Origin of the sequence: Mesorhizobium sp. M6A.T.Ce.TU.016.01.1.1 (genome assembly GCF_003997065.1) — a bacterium.
Taxonomy (GTDB): domain Bacteria; phylum Pseudomonadota; class Alphaproteobacteria; order Rhizobiales; family Rhizobiaceae; genus Mesorhizobium; species Mesorhizobium mediterraneum.
The window spans coordinates 323,963-345,349 of sequence record NZ_RZTJ01000003.1 but is presented as its reverse complement, the minus strand read 5'-3'; the positions used below and the strand labels follow the sequence as shown (position 1 = coordinate 345,349).

Sequence of the window (21,387 nt, the reverse complement as noted above, 5' to 3'; positions counted from 1 at the left end):
CGCAGCGGGACAGCACCCCCCTCTGTCCTGCCGGACATCTCCCCCTCAAGGGGGGAGATTGGATATCGCCTTCGGTTTCGCCAATTTTCAACGCGGAAAGAAATGGACGGCGGCGCCAAAACTGCCAATCTCCCCCCTTGAGGGGGAGATGTCCGGCAGGACAGAGGGGGGTGTCGTAAAGCGCCAAGTTTCGAGCGGAGGCTGGCATTGACCGACCTCGCCCACTTCTTCGACCGCGCCTTCGCCCCTCTCGAAGCGGCGGTGGCTGCCTCACGCATTCCCGGCGGCGTGCTCGGCATGGTCGATCGGCATGGCGACCGCTTCGTCCGGGCAATCGGCTCGGCTCAAATCGTGCCGAAGGTGCGGCCGATGCATGTCGAAACCTGGTTCGATCTCGCCTCGTTGACCAAAATCATCTTCACCACGCCGCGCATCCTGGCGCTGGCCGAAGACGGCGTCATCGATCTCGATGCACCGCTGATCTCGGTTCTATCAGATATTCGCCAGTATGATGAAAAGGCCTGGGAGCGGAAGGTGACGTTTCGCCAGTGCCTCGGTCATCAGACACAGTTTCCCGCCGTCGCGCCAATCTACACCTACGGGCGCGACCCCGAGCTGTTGCGCGCCTTCGTCCTGCAGCGCGAATGGCAGGCCGGGGAACCGGTCTATTCCGATATCAACTTCATCCTGCTCGGCTTTGCCCTGGAGCGCGTGTCGGGAAAGGCCATCGGCGACATGGACCCCGGCCCGGGCTTTGCGTTCTCCGCCGAGCCGGATGCCTCGGCGGCTACGGAAGACTGCACCTGGCGTCATCGCGTGCTCTGCGGCGAGGTCCACGACGACAATTGCTCGGCGCTGCAAGGTGCGGGTCATGCCGGGCTGTTCGGAACGGCGGCGTCTATCCTCGACTTTGCACAAGGGTTGCTGGACGGGACCGGCGCATCCGAGCGTTCGATCGCGCTGATGCGCATGCCGCTCTCTCCGACGCGCACCCATGGCTGGGAGCGACCCTATGAAGGCTGGTCCGGCGGCCGGCTGTGCAGCCCTGGGACGATCGGGCATACCGGCTTTACCGGCACCGGCCTGTGGATCGACTTCGACAAAGGCAAGGCATGGACCTTGCTCACCAACCGGATCCATCCGACACGTCATTTCAACAGCGGGATCGCAGCGCTTCGCCAATCGATCGGCGATCTCGTCAACGGAGCCTAGGATAGTTATGGAACCAATCTGGGCCGTCGGTCTGATGACCGGCACCGTCCTTGACGGCAATATCGATGTTGCGCTGATCAAGACCGACGGCGAGCGGATCGCGGATTTCGGCACCTACACGCTGGCGCCCTACCCCAGGTCGATCCGGACCCTGCTGGAGGAGACGCTAGATCAGGCCAGGGTGTGGAATTTCACCGGACCGGAACCGGCGATTTTTCGCGAGGCCGAAGAGGCGCTGACGCGCGCCCAGTCCGCGGCGGTCAAGGACCTGGTCGAAAGCTACGGTCTGACGATGGCCGATATTGGGATCGTCGGCTTCCATGGCCAGACGGTGCTGCATCGCGCGCCGCAAGTCGGCCGGCTCGGCCAGACCCGCCAGCTCGGCGATGGCGCTTTGATGCATGCCATTCTGGGTACCAAGGTGGCCTATGACTTCCGCTCGGCCGACATGCGCGCCGGCGGGCAAGGCGCGCCGCTGTCCGCCGCCTATCACGCGGCGCTTTTGCGCGATGCCGATACCAGCGGCGACACGGCTGTGCTCAATCTCGGCGGCGTTGCCAACATCACCTGGTGGGACGGCAAGGACAATGTCGTCGCTTTCGACACCGGGCCTGCCAACGCGCCGCTGAACGATTTCATCAAGTCGAAAGGTTTGGGTGAGATGGACCGCGACGGCGCATTGGCCCGCGCGGGCACCGTCGACGAAGCCCGGCTGGTCAAGCTGTTGCAGCATCCCTATCTGGCCAAGCCCTATCCAAAATCGCTGGACCGGTTCGATTTCGGCGCGGCCATGGCGGACGGGATGAACGCTGAGGATGGCGCAGCACTTCTGACGGCATTCACGGCCGCAGCCGTCGGCAAGGCACTCGACCTTCTGCCGCGCCGGCCGACGCGGCTGGTGGTCAGCGGTGGCGGCCGCCACAATCCGACGATCATGGCCATGCTTGCCAGCCGCGCCGGCGTCGAAGCCGTGCCGGCGGAGGCGCTCGGCTGGAAGGGCGACGCAGTGGAGGCGGAGTGCTTTGCCTTCCTTGCGGTTCGCATGCTCAGGGGCCTGCCGATCAGCTTCCCGACCACCACCGGTGTGCCACAGCCGATGCGCGGCGGGCGCCTTGCCGGCTAGAGCGGTTCATCGTTTCACGGAAACGCCGAACCGCTCTATCTCTTTGTTTTTGCGCAATTCCGGACGGAAAACCGTTTCACACTTTTCCTGGAATTGCTCTAATTAAGCCAACAATTTCTTCTGCAGGAAGACGCGGCTGCGGCCGACGGGAAAATCGGGAAGCACGCCGAAAGGCCGGTATCCCTGACGCTCATAGGCCTTGGCCGCTTTCGGATTGAACGTGTCGATCAAGGCGCCGTGACAGCCGCGCGCGACGGCTTCCTGTTCGGCCGAATCCAGCATATTGCCGGCCATGTGCTGGCCGCGCAGGCGCTCATCAACCCAGAGCCATTGCACATAGAGCCAGCCCCAGGCGGTGTATCCCGAGATACCGGCGACAACGGCGCCATGCTCATTGCGCACGAACACCGCGAGCGCCTTCCTGTTGGCCGGACCGACATCGCTGTCGTTGAACGCGCTGAGCCGCTCCCCGAGAAAAGCGAGCTCTTTCGGCGAAGGGTCTGCGGTGGTTTCAAGCGTCGTGTTCATCCCATGTCCAGACGGGCTCGCAGCCGGATATCCGTATACAGGGCCGCGCGTCCTTCCGGACTGTGGCACTTTCATTTGCATTTATCGAAGGACAGGAGGGAGGCGCAAGCTCTGCCGCTTGCCGCCGCGTGGCTTAAACCGGCGACTTGCGATGGTCCGCGACTACCGCGGCGAATGCCACGCCGCCGCCGAAGCGGCAACCAGCATGAGCAACGCTGCGACCACGGCCGATGCCGCAAAGCCAAAGCTGGAATAAAGCGGTCCGAAGGCCGTGGTGCCGACAAACACCGCGAGATAGGTCACCGCGCTGTTCAAACCCATGATCGTGCCGCGCCGCGCCGGATCGAGCGCCGAAAGGCGCATCACCAGGACGTTCAGCCCGAAATGATTGGCAAGGCCCCAGACCGCCACCATCGCGATGGTCAGATGAAAACTACTGCTTGACGCGGCAAGCGCGACATAGACGATCGCGACCAGAAGATAGGCGAACGGCATGACGCGGCGCGCTCCAATGCGATCGATCACGCCGTCAAGAAGTGCCGCTGTGCCGAAGCCGGCGCCATAGGCGAGCGCGGCCAGCCCATTGGCGCTGACCGGCCGTCCCAATCCATTGTGAAGGTGATCGCCGAGATAGCCATAGACACCGTAAAAGGCGGTCATGAAGGCGCCGCAGGCCACCAGAAGCGGCACTATGCCGGGAACGGCCAAAGCGCCGAGCGGTGTCGGCGCCGGACCGCTCTTCCTGACGTCGCTCAGCGACGTCAGCGTAAGGCCGGTCAACGCGAGCGCCGCAAGGACCGCGACCGCCGCAAAAACGGCGCGCCAATGCAGCAGATCGGCAAGCACCGCCGATAGCGAAACGCCGGCCACCATGCTCAGCGTCCATCCGGTCAGCACGACGCCGATCGTCCCGCTTTCGCGGCCAAGTGGCGCGATCGCTGCGGCGCTGGCATAGATTGCCGGCATGGCGATACCGGCGGCGATGCCGGCGAGAAGCTGGGCCGCAACCAGCGCCGTCACCGTCGGCGCGGCGGCGCTGGCGAGAAGCGCTATCGCCAGCAGCAGCAAGGCCCCTTGCAGCATGCGGCGAGCGCCAAGCCGATCGATATAGCGCGCCAGGAACAAGGCGCTTGCGGATGTTCCGAGGCCGAACGCAGCGGACGCGATCATGACGGCCGGCACGCTTGTCGCAAACGACGCGGCCACCGCCGGTGCTATCGGACCGAGAACCAGCGAGTTGGAGCCGATCACGGCGATACATCCAGTGAGCAGATAAGCGAGCGCCGGGATAGGCGGCCTTGCCGTCAACGTTGCGACTTGATCACTGTTCGACATACGGCGATAGTGGCCGTATTAAATTCTGTATCAATAAGGAATTTCATTATGGATGAAGAAACAGATGGCATTCCGCAGAACAGGCCTGCTGCCCGCGATGTCGACGCAACCGACCGAAAAATATTAGGCGTTCTGGTCGACGACGCCACGATCAGCTATGCCGAGCTCGGCGATCGCGTCGGCCTGTCGCCGCCGGCAGCCCACGAACGGGTGAAGCGGCTTCGGCGCAGCGGCGCCATCCGTAACACCGCGGCGATCATCGATCCCAAGGCGGTGCGCAAGCCGTTGCTTGCTTTCGTGCACATCGACACCAAGGGCTGGGGAAAGACCCCAGAACTGATGGCGATTTCCGAGCATCCCGAAGTCGAGGAGATTCATTCGGTGGCCGGAGACACCTGCATGCTGATCAAGGTCCGCACCGAGGACACGCGGGCGCTCGAAGGCCTGCTGTCGCGTCTTTACGAAACGCCCGGCGTCACCTCGACGCGAAGCTACGTGGTTCTATCGACCTATCTGGAGCGGCCGGTGCAGCCCGGGATCACGACCGAATGGCCGACGCCCCGGCATATGGCCAAGCCGCTCTACTAGCCGAAGCGCGCAAATACGATGTCCGGCATCAACATCGATGAAATGATGCCGGACAAGAGGTGCCTTACTGAAGCTTCGCCTGCAGGGCGTTGACGTCATCCGTCGTCATTTCGCCATCGGTCGTCACCTTGCCGTCGACGATCTTCCAGAGGCGGAACGGGCCGGTGATGTCGCCGTATTTGTCGAAGGCGACCGGGCCGATGACGCCTTCGTAGCGGATCGGCTTGCCATCCTTGATCAGGCCGAGCGCCTTGGCGAACTCGTCCTTGCCGGCATAGATCGGCGTGCCGGCCGGATCGACCGCCTTGTACATCGCGTCCTTGATCTTGGCCGGATCCTCGGACCCGGCAATGGCGATTGCCAATCCGACGATGGCGCCGGCATCATAGGACCGGTCGGCCGCCGGGTTCGACGGTTCGATGCCCGAAAATTCCTTGTAGTTCTTGGTGAAATACTCGGTCGATGCGGTCGGGCTGGTGCCCGAGGAAGTGCCATAAGCGTCATTCAAATAATCGGCGCCGACGGATTCGATGAAGTCCGGGCTGTTCATGCCGTCATTGAGCAGGAATTTCTGGACACCGCCCTGCGAGATCCAGGTACGGGCGATGGTCGCGCCATCGACAGGCGTGCTGACGAGATAAAGCCCGTCGGGCTCGCCGGCCATTGCCGCCGTGACTTCGGACGCATAGCTCGACTGCTTTTCATTGTAAGGCGTGTCGGAGACGATGGTGCCGCCGAGCGCCTTATAGGCGCGCGAGAACTCCGCCACCATGTTGACGCCGAAGTCGTTGTTGACGTGGATGACCGACAGCTTCTTGAAGCCCTTGTCGATGGCATATTTGGCCGCGGCGACGCCCTGCAGCGCATCCGAGGTGATGGTGCGGAAGAAGATGCCGTTGGTCTTGCCGTCGCGCCCGAGCGCCGTCAGCGTCGGTGACGAGGAAGCCGGCGAGACCTGGACGATCTTGGCCGGAGCGGTGACAGAGGTCAGGATCGGAATCGACACCGAGGAGATGATGCCGCCGATGATCACCGGCACCTTCTTGACCTGCACGAGCTGGGTCGCGGCGTCGACCGCGATGTTGCCCTGGCTCTGGCTGTCGCGCGTGTCGGTGGCGAGGTCGCAACCGCGCACGCCGCCGGCGTCATTGATATCGCGGAAGGCCATTTCGACCGACTTGGCGCCGGCCTGGCCGTATTCGCCGGCCGGGCCGGTCAGTTCCATGACGAGGCCGACCGTGATCTTGCAATCGGAGGCTTGCGCTGCTCCGGCGGCTGTCAGCAGAGCCAGCGCGGTGGTGATCTGAAGTAGCGTCTTTGTCATTGTTGTTCCCCTTTCGTTACACGACACTGATTCAATTCATGTCTTGAGCCTGTTCAGTCTTCCGGCATCTGCATCCAGGTTTCATGCAGATGTCGCCATTCAACGCCATTGGGCGCCGATGAACTGGTGGTGAAAACGGCACTCGAGCGACGGCGGCTGTGCTTGCCGGCGCGCTGCTGCGTTTCGACGTAGCAGACGACGATCGCGTCGTCGGCCTGCCAGCCGGCCCGGATGTCCTCGATCGAAATAGTGAAATCGCCATGGCAGGTAGCGCGGCTTGTCCTGACGTGGTCGAGCACCGCGTCACGATCGAGAATCTGGCCGTCCGGTGCAACCATGCAGAAACTTTCGTTCATGACGCGTTCGAAGCGGCTGAAATCTGCCCTGTCCGCCCTCCCTGCAACGAACCAGTCGACGAAGAAGCGGTGGAGATCGACGACCTCGGCGCTCGCGCGGGAAAGCAGAGAGGACTTCTCGTCCATGGCGGCGCTCATATCCGGCCTGCGTTCAAATTGTAGTGCATGATCGAGCCGTGGCGGCCGTGGCGGTCCCGTTCCAGCGTGTAGACGTCACCTAATGGCCCACGGCTTTGCGCGATCACGGCGGCGATCCGCGCCCGGTCGTCGGCGTCGAGCACCACGTCCATAATCCTAGCATTGGCAAGGGCGTGCGCCTGGTTGCGGGCGCCGACGATGACGGCCGCCACTTGCGGCTGCTCCAGCACCCAGGCACTGGCGATGGTGGCGATGTCGACGCCATGGCGGTCGGCGACGGCCTTCAATGTGCGAAGCAACTCCTGGAAAAGCTCCCAGCCACCGAAGTCGTCGATGATCAGCTTGTATTTGACCAGCGACCGGTTTTCGAGGGGCGTCTGCGGCTCGGCAGCATCAAGCCATTTTTCGCTCAGGAAGCCGCCTGCCACCGAACCATAGCAGAGGAAACTGACGCCGTTTTGCTTGGCGAGTGCCGCGAGGCTGTTGGCCGGCCGCTGGTCGAGCACGGAGTATTGCAGTTGCTGACTGACCAGCGGCACCCCGGCGGCCAGGATCGTGGCCAAATGCGGCGTATCGAAATTGGTGGTGCCGACATTGCGCACCTTGCCTTCCAGGCGAAGGTCATTGAGCCAGCCCATCGCGTCGACATAGCCGGGCAGCGCATAATCCCACCAGTGGAACTGCACGAGATCGAGCCGCTCCGTCTTCAGCCGCCGCAGCGACTGGTCGACGATGCCCCTGATATAGTCGCGGCTGATGTTTGCAAGCCTTTCCAGGTCAGGCACCAGCTTGGTGTGAACCTTCATTTTGGCGGCGGCGTCGAGACCGCGCTCATTGGCGAGCCGCAGCCGCGCCGCGCCGATCAGCTCCTCGACACCGGTATAGATATCGGCGCAATCATAGGTCCTGATGCCGGCATCGAAAGTGGCGATCAGGTCGCTCACCGCCTGTTGGCGGTCGATCGCGCCGTGCCCGCCGGCAAGCTGCCAACCGCCGCGGATGACGCGCGAGATCGTATAGCCGGGGCTGAGCTCGAAGGACTTTTCGGTCATCTCTGGTCATTCTCCTTCGGCAGCGGCACCGCCGTGGTTTCGGCATGGCTGAACCGCCGCTTGCCCGTCCTGACGATCCTGAGCCGACTGGCGCAATTGGGATCGGGACAGGCGATCTCGGCGTCCGAGGTCATCCAGTCGTTCTTGTGGGTTGGGCGCTGTTTAGCCGCGAGCAGCGGCAACACGGCTGATATCGAATAGATCGAAAAACCCTGCCCCGCCGGCATCGACAGCATCTCGCCCTTGAGCTCGAAATAGTCACCCGCCTTGGCACCGCAATAGATCGGCTTGCCCTCAGGAATGACCGCCTCGACACGAAGATCGAAGAGTTCGAAACTGTCGTCGTCCTCAGCCATTCATATCTCCACACGAGTGAAGGTGATGTCGCAGGCGCCGTTGCGGCGGATCACGCCGCAGGCGGCGGCGAAGCGGTCGCGCTCCTCGGGACGCACCTGCGCCACCACGCTTCCGGCAAGCCAGCCGATCGGGAACAGCAGGCGCGCGCCCTGTCCGTAAAACAAGCCGATGTCGAAAATCGCATTCGGACTGCCGCCCCACATGCGGGGCGGCACGTAGGATAGCACGATGTCGCCCGGCTGCGGCGTCAGCGTTGCATTCTCCGCCGGCAGGGGCCTGGCATAGGGGCCCTCAAGATCCGCTGATGGAACCGGGCAGGAGATCTCCGGCCCCGTCCACATCGCATGGATGCCGGCAACGACGCGCGGCTGCTCGAGATAGGCCAGCAGGAAGGCAGCATTGTCGGGCGCCTTTTCAGGCAACAGCAACGCCGTCACGGAAAGCTTTGAGCGTTCCTCGGTGATCCAGATGGCGGGCGTCGTCATGCCCTCAATCCTTCTTTGCTTGCGGATTGCAGCTTGTCGCGCAGGAAGGCGAAAGGCCGGCTGATGTCGGCCACCAGCGCCTCGCGCGCCGCTTGCGCATCCTGCCTCGCAAGCGCTGCGACGATGCTGCGATGGTAGTGGGCGGTGTCGACCTCGCCGGCGTCGGAAAAGGCATAGATAGCAACGCGGATGCAGGGTCCTGATTGCAGCCAAAGGCTCTCGATCATCGGGATCAGCACGGCGGAACCGCAGCAGCGGTAGATCTCGAAATGGAAGCTCTGGTTGAGCGTCGCCTCGCGGTCGATATCCTTCTTGTGTTTCAGCGCCCGCATCTCGTCCCACTCGCCGAGCATGGCCTCGACCGAAGCAATCTGGCGCGGGTTCATGCGCGTGGCGGCCAGCGCGATGGCTTCGCCCTCGATCAGGGAACGGGCGCGCAAGAGATCGTCGATCCGCTCCAGCGTGATCGGCGGCACGCGCACGGAGCGGTTGGGAAGCGCTTCCAGCGCCTTCTCTGTGATCAGACGTCCGAGCGCCTCGCGCACCGGCATGGTGCTGGTGACCAGCGCGTCGGCGAGGCCGCGGATGGTCAAAACCTGGCTCGGCTCGAAAAGGCCGCCGATCAAGGCGCGACGCAGCTCCGAATAGACGCGATCCTGCACGGTCTCGCGGCCGACCGGCGTAAGCTGGGCTGCGATCGTTTCGTTGTTCCGTTCGATGGCGGCCTTCTGCATGGGCAGTCCCGGTCTTTGGCCGTTTTCGGCTTGCGGAAGAAATTAAAGCCGAATAGCGTGATCAAAGCAAGTGTGATCACAAATCAAAACCAGAAGGCGGCGACGATCGCTTTCGGCCAGAGGGTTCCATGAGTGACACAACCGCACAACAGCGGGCGGAGACCCGCACGCCGGTTCTGACGGCCAGGAACGTCGTCAAGCGCTTCGGCGGTCTCGTCGCGGTCAACAATGTCTCGTTTGAGGTCCAGCCGTGTGAGATACTCGGCCTCATCGGCCCGAACGGCGCCGGCAAGACGACGATGTTCGACCTGCTGGCCGGCAGCATCCTGCCGACCAGCGGCGAGATCCTTCTCAACGGCACACTGGTGTCGGGGGAAGCAGCGCATCGCCGCATCGGCCGCGGACTCGGCCGCACGTTCCAGATCCCCCGGCCGCTGCCCAACCTGACGCTGATCGAAAACGTCATGCTGGCCGCGCAGGGACAGGCCGGAGAACGGCTGCTCGCCAATTTCCTGACGCCACGGCGGGTCGCCACTGAGGAAAGGGCTGCCGAGGCGAGAGCCATCGAATTGCTCGAGCTCGTCACGCTTGCCCGCCTCGCACATGAACCGGCGCGCGTGCTTTCCGGCGGCCAGCGCAAGCTGCTCGAGCTCGCCCGCGTCATGATGGCCAACCCGGCGATCATCCTGCTCGACGAACCGGCGGCCGGCGTCAACGCGACGCTGCTCGAAGTCATCATCGACCGCATTCGCGACATCAACAGAGGCGGCATCACCTTCCTGCTGATCGAGCACAATATCGACATGGTGACGCGGCTCTGCCACCGCGTGCTGGTCATGGCGAGCGGCCAGCTTCTGTGCGAAGGCAGCCCGGACGAGGTGGCGCGCGATCCGCGCGTCATCGAGGCCTATCTCGGAGGCGCGGCATGAGCCAAACGGTTCTCGATGTCCGCAACCTCGAAGCCGGCTACGAGCCAGGCGTTCCGATCGTGCGCGGCGCCTCGATCACCGTCGACAAGGGCGAGATCGTCGTCGTTCTCGGCCCCAACGGCGCCGGCAAATCGACCTTGATCAAGGCGATCGCCGGCCTTGTCCCGATCACCGGCGGCACGGTGCTGCTGGACGGCAGCGACATCACCGCCGCACCCGCCCACACCATGGTCCGCCTCGGCCTCGCCTTCGTGCCGCAGACCGAAAACATCTTCCCGCTAATGTCGGTCGAGGACAATCTGAAGGTCGCCTGCGGCATCCTGAAGCCGCGCGAGATCCCTGCCCGCATCGGGGAAATGTATGCGGCCTTCCCCGATCTCGCCCGTCAGCGCAAGACCGTCGCCGGCAACCTTTCGGGCGGACAGCGGCAGATGCTGGCCGTCGCCCGGGCATTGATCGTCCATCCCAAGGTGCTGGTGCTCGACGAGCCGTCGGCCGGCCTGTCGCCGAAATTCGTGGCGATGGTGTTCGAGATGCTGGCCGGTATACGCATATCCGGCGTCACTATTCTGCTGGTCGAACAGAACGCCAAGGCAGCGCTTGCCATCGGCGACCGCGCCTATGTGCTGGTCGAGGGCAAGGACCGGCACGAGGGCGTCGCCTCCGAACTCTGGAACGATCCGGTCGTCGCCGAGCTCTATCTTGGCCAGCGCCGCCTCGATGCTGAAAGAGACCGGCACTCCGGCAAAGGAAGCGCGGCATGAACCTGCAATTTGTCGTCGACGGACTGCTGGCAGGTTCGATGATCGGCCTCGGCGCCATCGGCGTGACGCTCACCTATTCGATCTTGCGCTTCTCGAACTTCGCGCATGGCGACTTCATGGCCTGGGGCGCCTATGCGACGCTCGCCGCCGTCGGCGCCATCGGCGCGATGTTCGGCAAGATCGCGCCGATCGCTCCGCTCTCCTTCGGCTGGCCGTTGATCGCCGCGGTGGTGATCGGCATGGCGATCACCGGCCTGCTGGCGTTGCTGCTCGACCTGATGCTTTTCGCGCGGCTGCGGGCCAAGGGCCAGGCAATCATCGTGGTGATGGCGAGCTTCGGCGCCTCGATGGCGCTGAGAAGCCTGCTCGAATTTATCTTCACCTCGCGTCCGACCTATTTCAGCCGGGCCATCCAGATCGCCATGCCGGTCGGCTTCGGCATTCGCATCACCCCCGACCAGATCGCGCTGCTGCTTCTGACCGCCGTTCTGGTGCTCGGCGTGCATCTCCTGATGACCCGCACCCAGACCGGCCGCTCGATGCAGGCACTGAGCCAGAACGCGGCATTGGCCCGCATTGTCGGCATCGACGTCGCCAAGGTCGTGCGCGTCACCTGGATCGTCGGCGGGGCGCTAGCCTGCGTCGCCGGCGTCATGATCGGCATTCTCATCCAGATCCGCCCATTCATGGGTTTCGACATGCTGCTGCCGATGTTCGCGGCCGCCATCCTCGGCGGCATCGGCAGCGTGCCTGGCGCCGTTCTCGGCGGCTTGATCATTGGTCTCGCCGAAGCCGGCGCAGTGCAGTTGATCGGCGCCGAATGGCGGGCGGCCGTCTCCTTCATCATCCTGATGACCGTGCTGTTCGTGCGGCCCATCGGCCTTTTCGGAGTGAGAGAACGCTGATGGATCTGCTCGGCTACGGCGCTTTCTTCCTGACCACCGCGCTGATCTTGTCGCTCGTCACGCTCGGGCTCAACCTGCAATGGGGTCTGACCGGGCTTTTCAATGTCGGGGTCGCCGGCTTCGTCGCCATCGGCGCCTACACGTCGGCGCTGCTGACCACGCCCGACGATGCCGCGCGGCTCGGCGGCTTCGGCCTGCCGATCCTTGTCGGCTGGCTCGGCGCAATGCTGGTGGGCGGCGTCGCTGCTGCTCTCACCGGCATCGCCACGCTGCGCCTGAGATCGGACTATCTGGCGATCACCACCTTCGGCGTCGCCGTCGTCGTGCAACTGGTGGCGCTTAACGCCCAAAAACTGACCGGCGGCCCGTTCGGCATCGGCTTCATTCCGCGTCCTTTCGGCGGCCTCGCCGAAACGCCTTTGCTGTTCAACCTGTCGAACCTTGCCGTCGTCTCGATGGTGACACTGATCGTCTATCTCGCGCTGGAGCATCTGTCGCGCAGCCCGTGGGGGCGCGTGTTGAAGGCGCTTCGCGAGGATGAGCGGGCCGCGATATCGCTTGGCAAAAGCGCGCGTTTCTACCGTGTCCAGGCCTTTGCCGTCGGCGGCGCCATCATGGCGCTGGCCGGCGCGCTGCAGGCGCATTTCACCGGCTTCATCGCGCCGGACAATTATTTGCCGGCACTGACTTTCCAGGTCTGGGTGATGCTGATCGTCGGCGGCTCGGGCAGCAACACAGGCGCCGTCGTCGGCAGCATCCTGGTCTGGGCGATATGGGCCGGATCGGGAGCCTTGACCAGCGTCTTGTTCTCGCCGGAACAGCAGGCGCGCGCCGCCTCGCTGCAGATCGTCGCCATCGGCGTGATGCTGTGCGTCATCCTTCTGGTCAGGCCGAACGGCCTGTTTGGCGACAGGCCGCGGCGTGCAAAGTTCGGCAAGCGTGCAAAAGAGGCTCCGGGCGAGAGCATTGCCAAGTCATGACCGACGTTGCCGGTCTCCGCGGCCTTTCCCTCTGGCACGCCGTCGGCCGCAATCGCCGTGATCGGCCCGCGCTCGAAGGCGCACTCGATGTCGATCTGGCAATTGTCGGCGGCGGGTTTTCGGGCCTTTCCACCGCGCTGCACAGCGCCGGGAAAGGCATCTCGGTCGCCGTCCTCGAAGCGGAAATCATCGCCTGGGGTGCGACCGGCAGGAATGCCGGCTTCGTGGTGCCGAATTTCGCGAAAAGGGACCCAGACGATATCATTGCCCAGATCGGACCCGAACGCGGCGAACGCCTTGTCGATTTCGCGGCCGGCAGCGCCGACCTCGTCTTCGACCTGATCAAGCGGCACGGCATCGAATGCGATGCAGTCCAGAACGGATGGATACAGCCAGCCCATTCGCAGGCTGCTCTCGAAAAAACCAGATCGCGCACCGAGCAATGGGCAAGGCGCGGAAGACCGACTGTTGCGCTGGACAGGCGGGCGGTCGAAGAGCTGACCGGCGTTCGCGGTTATGTCGGCGGCTGGATGGACCGTTCGGGCGGCGTCCTCAATCCGGTCGAATATGCGCGCGGACTGGCCGATGCGGCGGAAAACGCCGGCGCGCGCCTCTTCGAGCATACGCGTGTCACGTCGATCGATCGCACAGGGGATGGCTGGGTCTTGAAGACGGCGTCGGGCTCGGTACGCGCCAGAAAGGTGCTGATTGCCACCAACGCCTATGGCGGGCCGCTAAACCGCACGCTGGAGCGAACATATTTCCCGCTGAAAATCTTCCAGATCGCGACGGCTCCGCTGCCGCGCGAATATCGCACTCGCCTGCTTCCCGGCGGGCAAGGCGTCGGCGACACCAGGCGCAATCTTTTCACCTTCCGCTTCGACGCCGAAAACAGGCTGATAACCGGCGGCATGCATAGTTTTGGTCCGGGCGCCGAAGCGCGGGTGCCGCAAGCGATCTGGCGGCGGCTGGCAAAGCATCTCGACCTCCCGGAGATCCCGCCGCTTGAATATAGCTGGTCCGGAATGGCTGCCGTGGAGCCCGACTTCCTGCCGCGCCTCGTCGATCTCGGACCCGGCCTGATCGCGAGCTTTGCCTGCAACGGACGCGGCATCGCCATGACGACGAGCATGGGCAAGGTGCTTGCGGATTGGGCTGATGGCGCGAAGCAGGACTTGCCGCTGCCGTTTGCGCCGCCGTCGCCGATCCCGTTCCATAGCCTGATGCGGCATGCGCCAAACATGCTGCTTCCCCTAAGCATGCTGCGCGACCGGCTGGACGAGGCAGGCTAGTGTATGTCGCCCAAAAGTGCGCAGCGGTTTTGGGACAACGACATGCATTATGCAACGCGCAAGATTGGATAGCTCTGCCGCACTCGGCCCTTTCTCCTAGACCCGCCATACTTCGGCAGCGAGGGCGACTACGGCAAAGAGCTATTCGTGCAAAGGAAGGCGTCTGGAGTAGGTTCGTCGTGTCGGAGGAGACCTGAAAACTGGCCTTCGACAAAACCATTCTTGCTAATCCAGAGCAACGCTTGAAAGAGATCGATGAGCAGTTGCCGAACGCCTCGCCAAGAATGAGAGCAAAACTTGGCAATGACGGGTTGGCCATGGCGCCCGATTCCTTAAAATATCTGATCCGTGTGTGCGAGCCGCGAGATGCCTAAGTGCTTCATCCATCCATCGGCAGCGCTGATCTTTGGCGCAATACTGTCGATTCTGTTGGTGACGGCCCTTGCTACGCGGTTCGAAAACGCTGCGTGGCAAGCCAAAGTCGACGAATTCCGTCAATTCAAAGGACATGCCGACATCGTGATGTTTGGCGATTCTCTCACTGCGAGTGGCCATTGGCAGGAGATGTTTCCCAAACTGTCGATTATCAATCGCGGCATATCTGGCGAACGCGTCGGTAGCGCGCTCCTGAGGCTCGACCAGATTACGGCAGCGCAGCCCCGGCTGGTTTTCATCATGCTCGGGATCAACGATATTCGCAGGTCAACCAGCCCCGACGACGTGGCTGCATCCTACGGCAAGATCATCAATCGGTTGGCGGATGTGGAGAGCATAGTCGTCCAGTCGACGTTGCTCACGAACAGCGAGGTCCACAACGCCGCGATAAAGCGATTGAACAGTGCGCTCATCGCCCTGTGCTCAAAGGCTGCAAACTGCCGTTTCGTGGATCTTAACGTGCCTCTCTCCCGAGATGGCAGCCTACGACCGGACCTCACGACTGACGGGATCCACCTCAACGGCGCCGGCTATCGGGTTTGGGAGAACCAGCTCCGGCCGATGATGGCTGCGGTTTCAGCGGAACGATAAACAAAAGTCACGGATCTCCCCAACAGGAGTGTTTGACCTGTGACGTTGGGCTTTTAAGGCACCGTTAACGGCCGTAGAAAGCGCGCGAGTTAGTGCCAAGTGAAGTTGCGCGGAGGTGCCAACTGATTTTGCGCGCTGCACTACAACGACGTCGACTTCCACCGCCTCAACCAAGTTCCAAGGTCGTTATCGCAAAGACCCCGGACTGCGTGAGCTGCGGCGCTTTTCCCTTGTACATTCGAGCGGTTTCGAAGCCCGGCTGAAGGCCGGCGGACGACAGCAAAGCTGCAAAGTCCCCGCTGGTCTCGGGAACGTCTAGATGGATATTTCCGGGTCCGGAAGCATTGGTGAGTGCGGCGAAGAGACGGCTTGCCGCGCCCAGGCTGTCGGCAAAGAGCGGGCCGATCTTGTGACCGTCCCGGCATTGGCGCGCGACGCCGTATCCCTCGATCGCACCATCCCTGACGATCGCAAGCGCCATGTGCGGCGGGCGCAGCCAGTGTTCCAGGAATGACCGTCTGGGAGCGGAGAAGAACCGGCCGTCGTAGCCCAATATATCCGCTATGAGGTCAGGGCCTATGGCACGGATGTCACTGTCGGTGCCTGCCGGAACATTCGGCGCTCCGACGAACCGGATCGTCCGGTAGACCGGCGCAAAGCCCATGCTGCGGTAGTTGGCCTGCTGTTCAACGACACCATCGAGGCCGATCGTGCGGCTGCCGAGCCGCGCCATGCCGGCATCCCAGACCGCCTTGCCATGGCCCTCTCCGCGCCTGTCCGGCCGACAGATGTAGAGGCCGATGAAGCCGAAATCGTCGCCATAGGCCACGGCCGAAATACCGGCCACCATCTCGCCATCGACGAAGGCGCCAATGAAGCCTTCTGGATCCGCCGCGTGGAACGCCACGGCATCGCCGACGCCGGGATTCCAGCCCTCCGCTGCCGCCCAGTCGACAAGCGTTTCCACGTCTTCAAGTGCGAGCGTTCTGATCGTTCGGGACATTGCGATCACTCGGCGGCAACTATACCGGGGGCGAAGGATTTCAAGGCGCCACGATAAGGCTTTGCCAATGGGTTTGCATAGGCGCCTCGCTTGGATGTCGACAGGCCAAGCGCAATCAAGGCCTCGGCCTGCTTGACAGCGGCGCCGACGCCGTCGATGACCGGAACGCCGAATTGCCGCTGCAGATCGGCGGCGAGATCGGCCATGCCGGCACAGCCGAGCACAATAGCCTCGGCGCGGTCCTCCTCGAGTGCGCGCGCGATCTCGCCCCGCAGTTTCAGGATCGCGTCCGATGCCGGGTCATCGAGCGCAAGAACCGGAATGTCGGCGGCGCGCACGCGTGCCCGCCCCGCCATGCCATAGCGCTGCACCAGCCCTTCGACCGGCACGCGCGAGCGCTCGGTCGTGGTGACGACGGTGAAGCGCTGGGCGATGAACGAGGCCGTGCTGAGCGCAGCCTCGCAGATACCGATGACCGGAATGTTGGCCATGGCGCGCGCGGCATCGAGGCCGGTGTCGTCGAAACAGGCGACGATCGCAGCCTGCGCGCCCGAGCGCTCGCCAGCGGCGATCTCGACCAGCAGGCCGGGCACGGCAAGCGCCTCGTCATAATAGCCTTCGATCGAAACCGGACCCATCGACGAGGTGGCAGCGACAATTTCCGTGCCGGCGCCGGCCACGAGCCGCGCCGCCGCTGCAATGGTTTCGGTCATGCTGGCGGTGGTGTTTGGATTGACAACGAGGATCTGCACTGCGGTTCTCAAATACGTGCCCGGCGACGGCCGACATAGACGATTGCGCCGAGCGTCAGCAGGATCACCAGGAAGGAAAATACTGATGTCACCGTGCCCAGCGCATAGAGCACCGGCGTCGTCACATTTGTCGTCATGCCGTAGATTTCGAGCGGCAGCGTGTTGAAGGTGCCCGAGGTCATCAGCGTGCGGGCGAACTCGTCATAGGACAGGGTGAAGCCGAACAGGCCGACACCGATCAGGCTGGGCGCGATCATCGGCAGGACGACATGCGCGAAGGTCTGCCAGGAGGTCGCGCCCAAGTCCCGCGCGGCTTCCTCATAGGCCGGCGAGAACCGGTTGAAGACGGCGAACATGATCAGCACGCCGAAAGGCAGGGTCCATGTCAGATGTGCGCCAAAGGCAGACGTGTACCAGGCGGGGCGGAAGCCGATCTGCTGGAAGACGACGCCAATGCCGAGGCTAATGATGATCGACGGCACGACCAAGCTGGCGACTGCCAGATAGAACAATGCGGTGGCGCCGCGAAATTTTTGGCGGAAGGCAAGGCCGGCAAGCAGCGACACGCCGACGGTCACGATCATCACCATCAGGCCAAGGATGAAGGAGCGTTTGAAGCTGCCGCCGAAATCGCCGACCGCCTGGCGCTCGAACAGATTGGCGAACCAGTGCAGCGAAACGCCGTTCAGCGGAAAGGTCAGCCCGCCATTCTCGCCCTGAAACGAAAGAATGAGAATCGCCGAAAGCGGGCCGTAGAGAAACAGCACGAAAAGGGCGAAGAAGGCCGCCAGCACGTAGAATTCGAAGGTGCGCTTCTCGTGGCTCAATGCTTCACAGCTCCTTGCGGATGTCGACGATGCGCAGGATGCCGGCGACCATCAGCAGCACCAGCACCAGGAGCACGACCGCGTTGGCGGCAGCCGCCGGATATTGCAGCAGCGACATCTGGTTCTTCATCATCAGCGCGACGGAGGCGCTCTGCCCGCCGGACATTACCTGAACCGTCGAAAAGTCGGCCATCACCAGCGTGACGACGAAGATGGTGCCGATCGCCATGCCGGGCTTGGCAAGCGGGATGATGACGTTCCACAACACCTGCCAGCCGGACGCGCCGGCGTCGCGCGCGGCCTCGATCAGCGACTTGTCGATGCGCATCAGCGTGTTGAAGATCGGCGTCACCATGAACAGCGTGTAAAGATGCACCATGGCCAGCACCACGGCGAATTCGGAATAGAGCAGCCATTCGATCGGTTTCGGGATCAGTCCCATCTGCACCAGCGTCGAGTTGACCAGGCCATTGCGGCCAAGCACCGGAATCCACGAGATCATGCGGATGATGTTGGAGGTCAGGAACGGCACCGTGCAGACAAGGAACAGCACCATCTGCATGGCCGTGGTCCTGATATGGAAGGCGAGGAAATAGGCGACCCAGAAGCCGATCAACAGCGTCAGCGCCCAGACGATGGCGGCATATTTCAGCGTGTTCAGATAGGTTTTCCAGGTGACCCACGAGCCGAGCGTGTCGGCGTAGTTGGTGGTCAGGAAATCCGGATACATCGCCGCGAAATCATAGTCCCAGAAGGAGACCACGGCGATCATCAGGATCGGCAGCAGGAGGAACGCGCCGAGGATCAGGGCTAGCGGCGTCGCCTGGAGGTAGGGGACGACGGCGCTGATCGAGAGCCGACGGCGTCTGGCGGGTTTGGCGGCGGCTATAGGCTGGTCGAGAGCCACGGTCATCCGGAAACCCTTCGGGACGATGAGGAGGGCCGACAATCTGGCAAGCTGTGATCCTTCGCGCCCCCCTCTGTCCTGCCGGACATCTCCCCCACTTGGGGGGAGATTGGCAGCTTCGCTGTTGGCGCCTCTTCTTGCGAAGTTGGAGATTGGCGAAAGCAGCGGCGACGGCCGATCTCCCCCCAAGTGGGGGAGATGTCCGGCAGGACAGAGGGGGGCGCGAAGGAATGCAACATCTCAGCCTTGCATCAAGCAGCGATGAATTCGTTCCAGCGCTTCACCATGTAGCGGTCCTCGTCCATGACCGAGTTCCAGCAGGCGACCTTGCCCATGCGCTCGACGAAGGAGCCGCCGTCGCGCACGGCGCCCGCCTTTTCCATGACCTTGCCGTCCGGCGCCATGATATCGCCCTTGGCGGCCTTGCCGTCGACCCAGTAGCCCCATTCGTCCTCGGACATGAACTGCTTGGCCGTGTCCATGGCGGCCGAGTAATAGCCTTGGCGGTTGAGATAGGCGCCAACCCAGCCGGACAGGTACCAGTTGATATATTCGTAGGCGGCGTCGAGTTGGGCGCCCTCGAGATGCGCTGCCAGGCCAAGGCCGCCGCCCCATGAGCGATAGCCTTCCTTGAGCGGCTGGTACTTGCAGGCGATGCCCTTGGAGCGGACCGCAGCGACCGCAGGCGACCACATCGACTGGATGACCACTTCGCCTGAGGCCATCAGGTTGACGCTCTCGTCGAACGATTTCCAGAACGCGCGGAACTGGCCGTCCTGCTTGGCCTTGATCAGGAAGTCGATCGTCTTGTCGATCTCCTCCTTGGTCATGTTGCCCTTGTCGGCATATTTGATGTTGCCCATGGCTTCCATGATCATCGCCGCATCCATGATGCCGATCGACGGAATGTTGAGGATAGCGGCCTTGCCCTTGAAGGCCGGATCCATGATGTCGGCCCAGGTGGTGATGTCGCGACCGACAAGGTCGGGGCGGATGCCGAGCGTGTCGGCATTGTAGATGGTCGGAACCATCGTCATCCACTGGGTCGGTTCCTTGGCGAAGGTCTTGGCGTCCTGTGCCTCGACGAAGCCGACGGTGTGCGGCGCGGTGCCTTGCGCGATGACGCTGTCGGGCGTCAGCTTGCCGGTGATGAAAAGCGGCACGATCTTGTCGTAATATTTCAGCTTCTTGACATCCATCGGCTGCATCACGCCGGAGGGATACACCTTCTTGGCAATCCAGTATTCGATGTCGGCGATGTCGTAGCTGTCCGGCTGGGTCACCGCGCGCTGGGCGGCCGCGTCGGAATCGGTCGCCGTCATCTCCAGCGTGATGCCGAGGTCGGCCTTGCACTTGTCGGCGATGGCGTTGAGGTTGGACACGCCGGTGCCAAACTGGCGCAGCGTGATCGGGTTCTGCGCCCAGATCGTCGGGAAGCCGGTGATGACGCCGGAGCCGGCTGCAAAACCGACGGCGGCGGCACCTGTCTTGAGCAGCGAGCGGCGGGAAATTCCTGTCTTCTTGTCAGTGGTGTTGGTCATGTCAGTTCCCCTTTTTTGATTGGTTGTTCTGGTTCAGGAATCGAGACGGCCAAGGACGATCGCGTCCTCGGCGTCCCAGGCGATCGGCACGGCGTCGCCGACGGCAACCGGCTTGGCGAAGAAACTGGTGTCGTCGACGATCACCGTGAAATCCTCGATGCCGGCGCCATTGACCGAGAGCTTCACGGTCGAGCCGCGGTACTCGATATTGGAGGCGATGCCGGTGAAACCCAGCCCCGCGGCAGGCGGGTCGCCGATCCGCACATGATCGGTGCGAATGGCGATATCGATCGGCTCGCCGATCGCCCTGCCCTGCCCGCTGGCCGCAAGCGAGGCGCCACCCGGCACATCGAAGACAACCATGCCGTTGCGACTGCCGCTGACGCGGCCGGAGACGACGTTGTGATCGCCCATGAAACGGGCGACGAAGGCGGTGGCCGGCCGCTCGAAGACGATGCGCGGATGCGCCGCCTGCTCGATGCGGCCGTCGTTCATCACCACGATCAGGTCGGCGAGCGCCATCGCCTCTTCCTGGCTATGGGTGACGTGAACGAAGGTGATGCCGAGCGACGTTTGCAGCTTTTTCAGTTCGGCCCGCATCCGGATCTTCAGGAACGGATCGAGTGCAGAGAGCGGCTCGTCGAGCAGCAGCGCCTCGGGGTCGGTGATGAGCGCGCGGGCCAGAGCGACGCGCTGCTGCTGTCCGCCCGAAAGCTGCGCCGGGCGGCGGCCGGCATAGGCTTCCATCTGCATCAGCTTCAACATGACGAGCGCCTTGGCGCGGCGCTCCTCCTTGCCGACACCCTTCATCTTGAGGCTGAACGCAACATTGTCGATCAGGTCGAGATGCGGAAACAGCGCGTAGGACTGGAACATCATGGCGGTGCCGCGCCGGGCCGGCGGCAGGTCGGTGACCACAATATTGCCGAGCCGCACGTCGCCGCTGGATATGCTCTCGTGCCCGGCAATCATGCGCAGCGTCGACGTCTTGCCGCAGCCGGACGGGCCGAGCAGGCAGCAATAGGTTCCCGCGGGAATTTTCAAGCTGATGTCTTCGACGGCAGTCGTTGCGCCATAGATTTTCGAAACGGACACGATGTCGATTTCGGCGGCTTTGGACATCCGGCTTCCTCTCTAAATCAACTTAAGCAAAGCATCATGCATGCCAATTGCCCCACATCGGCTTCAAGCGATTGAAACCTTAGGAAAATCAGGATTGCATCCGGCTG

Annotated in this window: 23 protein-coding genes; 9 read left to right on the top strand and 14 right to left on the bottom strand. The window is 63.1% G+C overall.

Annotated features, from left to right (window positions below; all coding sequences use genetic code 11):
* Positions 1-207 precede the first annotated feature (207 nt).
* Together EOC94_RS07835 and EOC94_RS07830 are read left to right on the top strand one after the other, a co-directional pair.
* Complete coding sequence (locus EOC94_RS07835) at positions 208-1,212, top strand: serine hydrolase (protein WP_127203648.1); 1,005 nt, start codon at positions 208-210, stop codon at positions 1,210-1,212.
* Positions 1,213-1,219: 7 nt separating this feature from the next.
* Entirely contained in the window at positions 1,220-2,335 is a 1,116-nt protein-coding gene (locus EOC94_RS07830; protein ID WP_127203647.1) for an anhydro-N-acetylmuramic acid kinase, read from the top strand.
* A 102-nt stretch (positions 2,336-2,437) separates the two neighbouring features.
* Here the strand turns inward: EOC94_RS07830 and EOC94_RS07825 are convergent, their stop codons facing one another.
* Together EOC94_RS07825 and EOC94_RS07820 are read right to left on the bottom strand one after the other, a co-directional pair.
* A complete protein-coding gene (locus EOC94_RS07825) occupies positions 2,438-2,863 on the bottom strand; it encodes a GNAT family N-acetyltransferase (protein WP_127203646.1) in 426 nt (141 codons plus the stop codon).
* 162 nt (positions 2,864-3,025) lie between these two features.
* Positions 3,026-4,198: an MFS transporter gene (locus EOC94_RS07820; protein ID WP_095483809.1), complete on the bottom strand. Its 1,173-nt coding sequence runs from the start codon at positions 4,196-4,198 to the stop codon at positions 3,026-3,028.
* A gap of 48 nt (positions 4,199-4,246) precedes the next feature.
* Between EOC94_RS07820 and EOC94_RS07815 the strand changes: the two genes are divergently transcribed.
* The gene (locus EOC94_RS07815; RefSeq protein WP_127203645.1) at positions 4,247-4,786 is read left to right on the top strand and encodes an Lrp/AsnC family transcriptional regulator; all 540 of its coding nucleotides are present in this window, start codon (positions 4,247-4,249) and stop codon (positions 4,784-4,786) included.
* Between the two features lie 64 nt (positions 4,787-4,850).
* Here EOC94_RS07815 and EOC94_RS07810 read toward each other — a convergent pair whose 3' ends face one another.
* The 6 genes from EOC94_RS07810 to EOC94_RS07785 are packed head-to-tail and all read right to left on the bottom strand — an operon-like array spanning position 4,851 to position 9,232.
* A complete protein-coding gene (locus EOC94_RS07810) occupies positions 4,851-6,110 on the bottom strand; it encodes an ABC transporter substrate-binding protein (protein ID WP_127289561.1) in 1,260 nt (419 codons plus the stop codon).
* Between the two features lie 53 nt (positions 6,111-6,163).
* Positions 6,164-6,592, bottom strand: coding sequence for a DUF4440 domain-containing protein (locus tag EOC94_RS07805; RefSeq protein WP_127289559.1), 429 nt, complete (start codon positions 6,590-6,592; stop codon positions 6,164-6,166).
* Positions 6,593-6,600: 8 nt separating this feature from the next.
* Complete coding sequence (locus EOC94_RS07800; RefSeq protein WP_127289557.1) at positions 6,601-7,656, bottom strand: aldo/keto reductase; 1,056 nt, start codon at positions 7,654-7,656, stop codon at positions 6,601-6,603.
* Positions 7,653-8,012, bottom strand: a complete 360-nt coding sequence (locus EOC94_RS07795) for a TIGR04076 family protein (RefSeq protein ID WP_095483805.1) — start codon at positions 8,010-8,012, stop codon at positions 7,653-7,655. The genes EOC94_RS07800 and EOC94_RS07795 overlap by 4 nt, the downstream gene beginning before the upstream one ends.
* The gene (locus EOC94_RS07790; protein WP_127289555.1) at positions 8,013-8,498 is read right to left on the bottom strand and encodes a DUF3830 family protein; all 486 of its coding nucleotides are present in this window, start codon (positions 8,496-8,498) and stop codon (positions 8,013-8,015) included.
* A complete protein-coding gene (locus EOC94_RS07785) occupies positions 8,495-9,232 on the bottom strand; it encodes a GntR family transcriptional regulator (RefSeq protein ID WP_095483803.1) in 738 nt (245 codons plus the stop codon). The genes EOC94_RS07790 and EOC94_RS07785 overlap by 4 nt, the downstream gene beginning before the upstream one ends.
* Before the next feature lie 128 nt (positions 9,233-9,360).
* Between EOC94_RS07785 and EOC94_RS07780 the strand changes: the two genes are divergently transcribed.
* The 6 genes from EOC94_RS07780 (at position 9,361) to EOC94_RS07755 (ending at position 15,128) form a co-directional block, all read left to right on the top strand.
* Complete coding sequence (locus tag EOC94_RS07780; RefSeq protein ID WP_127203640.1) at positions 9,361-10,161, top strand: ABC transporter ATP-binding protein; 801 nt, start codon at positions 9,361-9,363, stop codon at positions 10,159-10,161.
* Positions 10,158-10,925 carry an ABC transporter ATP-binding protein gene (locus EOC94_RS07775; RefSeq protein WP_127203639.1) on the top strand — a complete coding sequence of 256 codons (768 nt, stop codon included), beginning with the start codon at positions 10,158-10,160 and terminating at the stop codon, positions 10,923-10,925. Before EOC94_RS07780 ends, EOC94_RS07775 begins: the two co-directional genes overlap by 4 nt.
* A complete protein-coding gene (locus EOC94_RS07770; protein WP_095483800.1) occupies positions 10,922-11,830 on the top strand; it encodes a branched-chain amino acid ABC transporter permease in 909 nt (302 codons plus the stop codon). The genes EOC94_RS07775 and EOC94_RS07770 overlap by 4 nt, the downstream gene beginning before the upstream one ends.
* A complete protein-coding gene (locus EOC94_RS07765; protein ID WP_185928194.1) occupies positions 11,827-12,810 on the top strand; it encodes a branched-chain amino acid ABC transporter permease in 984 nt (327 codons plus the stop codon). The genes EOC94_RS07770 and EOC94_RS07765 overlap by 4 nt, the downstream gene beginning before the upstream one ends.
* A complete protein-coding gene (locus EOC94_RS07760) occupies positions 12,807-14,102 on the top strand; it encodes an FAD-dependent oxidoreductase (protein ID WP_127289551.1) in 1,296 nt (431 codons plus the stop codon). The genes EOC94_RS07765 and EOC94_RS07760 overlap by 4 nt, the downstream gene beginning before the upstream one ends.
* Before the next feature lie 366 nt (positions 14,103-14,468).
* Positions 14,469-15,128, top strand: a complete 660-nt coding sequence (locus tag EOC94_RS07755; RefSeq protein WP_127289549.1) for a GDSL-type esterase/lipase family protein — start codon at positions 14,469-14,471, stop codon at positions 15,126-15,128.
* A gap of 166 nt (positions 15,129-15,294) precedes the next feature.
* Here the strand turns inward: EOC94_RS07755 and EOC94_RS07750 are convergent, their stop codons facing one another.
* The 6 genes from EOC94_RS07750 to EOC94_RS07720 form a co-directional block, all read right to left on the bottom strand.
* Positions 15,295-16,131 carry a GNAT family N-acetyltransferase gene (locus EOC94_RS07750; protein WP_127289547.1) on the bottom strand — a complete coding sequence of 279 codons (837 nt, stop codon included), beginning with the start codon at positions 16,129-16,131 and terminating at the stop codon, positions 15,295-15,297.
* A 5-nt stretch (positions 16,132-16,136) separates the two neighbouring features.
* On the bottom strand, positions 16,137-16,883 hold the full coding sequence (locus tag EOC94_RS07745; protein WP_127289545.1) for an aspartate/glutamate racemase family protein: 747 nt from the start codon (positions 16,881-16,883) through the stop codon (positions 16,137-16,139).
* A gap of 8 nt (positions 16,884-16,891) precedes the next feature.
* Positions 16,892-17,710 (bottom strand): ABC transporter permease, encoded by an 819-nt coding sequence (locus EOC94_RS07740; protein WP_127289543.1) that lies wholly within the window; start codon positions 17,708-17,710, stop codon positions 16,892-16,894.
* Positions 17,711-17,714: 4 nt separating this feature from the next.
* Positions 17,715-18,623: an ABC transporter permease gene (locus tag EOC94_RS07735; RefSeq protein ID WP_127289541.1), complete on the bottom strand. Its 909-nt coding sequence runs from the start codon at positions 18,621-18,623 to the stop codon at positions 17,715-17,717.
* Positions 18,624-18,868: 245 nt separating this feature from the next.
* Positions 18,869-20,158, bottom strand: coding sequence for a PotD/PotF family extracellular solute-binding protein (locus EOC94_RS07725; protein ID WP_127289537.1), 1,290 nt, complete (start codon positions 20,156-20,158; stop codon positions 18,869-18,871).
* Positions 20,159-20,191: 33 nt separating this feature from the next.
* The gene (locus EOC94_RS07720) at positions 20,192-21,280 is read right to left on the bottom strand and encodes an ABC transporter ATP-binding protein (RefSeq protein ID WP_127289535.1); all 1,089 of its coding nucleotides are present in this window, start codon (positions 21,278-21,280) and stop codon (positions 20,192-20,194) included.
* Positions 21,281-21,387 lie beyond the last annotated feature (107 nt).

Coding starts and splice junctions, on each gene's coding strand:
- EOC94_RS07820 (WP_095483809.1), bottom strand. CDS start 4,198: ATGTCGAACAGTGATCAAGTCGCAACGTTGACGGCAAGGCCGCCTATC.
- EOC94_RS07720 (WP_127289535.1), bottom strand. CDS start 21,280: ATGTCCAAAGCCGCCGAAATCGACATCGTGTCCGTTTCGAAAATCTAT.
- EOC94_RS07825 (WP_127203646.1), bottom strand. CDS start 2,863: ATGAACACGACGCTTGAAACCACCGCAGACCCTTCGCCGAAAGAGCTC.
- EOC94_RS07795 (WP_095483805.1), bottom strand. CDS start 8,012: ATGGCTGAGGACGACGACAGTTTCGAACTCTTCGATCTTCGTGTCGAG.
- EOC94_RS07810 (WP_127289561.1), bottom strand. CDS start 6,110: ATGACAAAGACGCTACTTCAGATCACCACCGCGCTGGCTCTGCTGACA.
- EOC94_RS07800 (WP_127289557.1), bottom strand. CDS start 7,656: ATGACCGAAAAGTCCTTCGAGCTCAGCCCCGGCTATACGATCTCGCGC.
- EOC94_RS07755 (WP_127289549.1), top strand. CDS start 14,469: ATGCCTAAGTGCTTCATCCATCCATCGGCAGCGCTGATCTTTGGCGCA.
- EOC94_RS07760 (WP_127289551.1), top strand. CDS start 12,807: ATGACCGACGTTGCCGGTCTCCGCGGCCTTTCCCTCTGGCACGCCGTC.
- EOC94_RS07830 (WP_127203647.1), top strand. CDS start 1,220: ATGGAACCAATCTGGGCCGTCGGTCTGATGACCGGCACCGTCCTTGAC.
- EOC94_RS07770 (WP_095483800.1), top strand. CDS start 10,922: ATGAACCTGCAATTTGTCGTCGACGGACTGCTGGCAGGTTCGATGATC.
- EOC94_RS07750 (WP_127289547.1), bottom strand. CDS start 16,131: ATGTCCCGAACGATCAGAACGCTCGCACTTGAAGACGTGGAAACGCTT.
- EOC94_RS07790 (WP_127289555.1), bottom strand. CDS start 8,498: ATGACGACGCCCGCCATCTGGATCACCGAGGAACGCTCAAAGCTTTCC.
- EOC94_RS07780 (WP_127203640.1), top strand. CDS start 9,361: ATGAGTGACACAACCGCACAACAGCGGGCGGAGACCCGCACGCCGGTT.
- EOC94_RS07805 (WP_127289559.1), bottom strand. CDS start 6,592: ATGGACGAGAAGTCCTCTCTGCTTTCCCGCGCGAGCGCCGAGGTCGTC.
- EOC94_RS07775 (WP_127203639.1), top strand. CDS start 10,158: ATGAGCCAAACGGTTCTCGATGTCCGCAACCTCGAAGCCGGCTACGAG.
- EOC94_RS07815 (WP_127203645.1), top strand. CDS start 4,247: ATGGATGAAGAAACAGATGGCATTCCGCAGAACAGGCCTGCTGCCCGC.
- EOC94_RS07785 (WP_095483803.1), bottom strand. CDS start 9,232: ATGCAGAAGGCCGCCATCGAACGGAACAACGAAACGATCGCAGCCCAG.
- EOC94_RS07725 (WP_127289537.1), bottom strand. CDS start 20,158: ATGACCAACACCACTGACAAGAAGACAGGAATTTCCCGCCGCTCGCTG.
- EOC94_RS07735 (WP_127289541.1), bottom strand. CDS start 18,623: ATGACCGTGGCTCTCGACCAGCCTATAGCCGCCGCCAAACCCGCCAGA.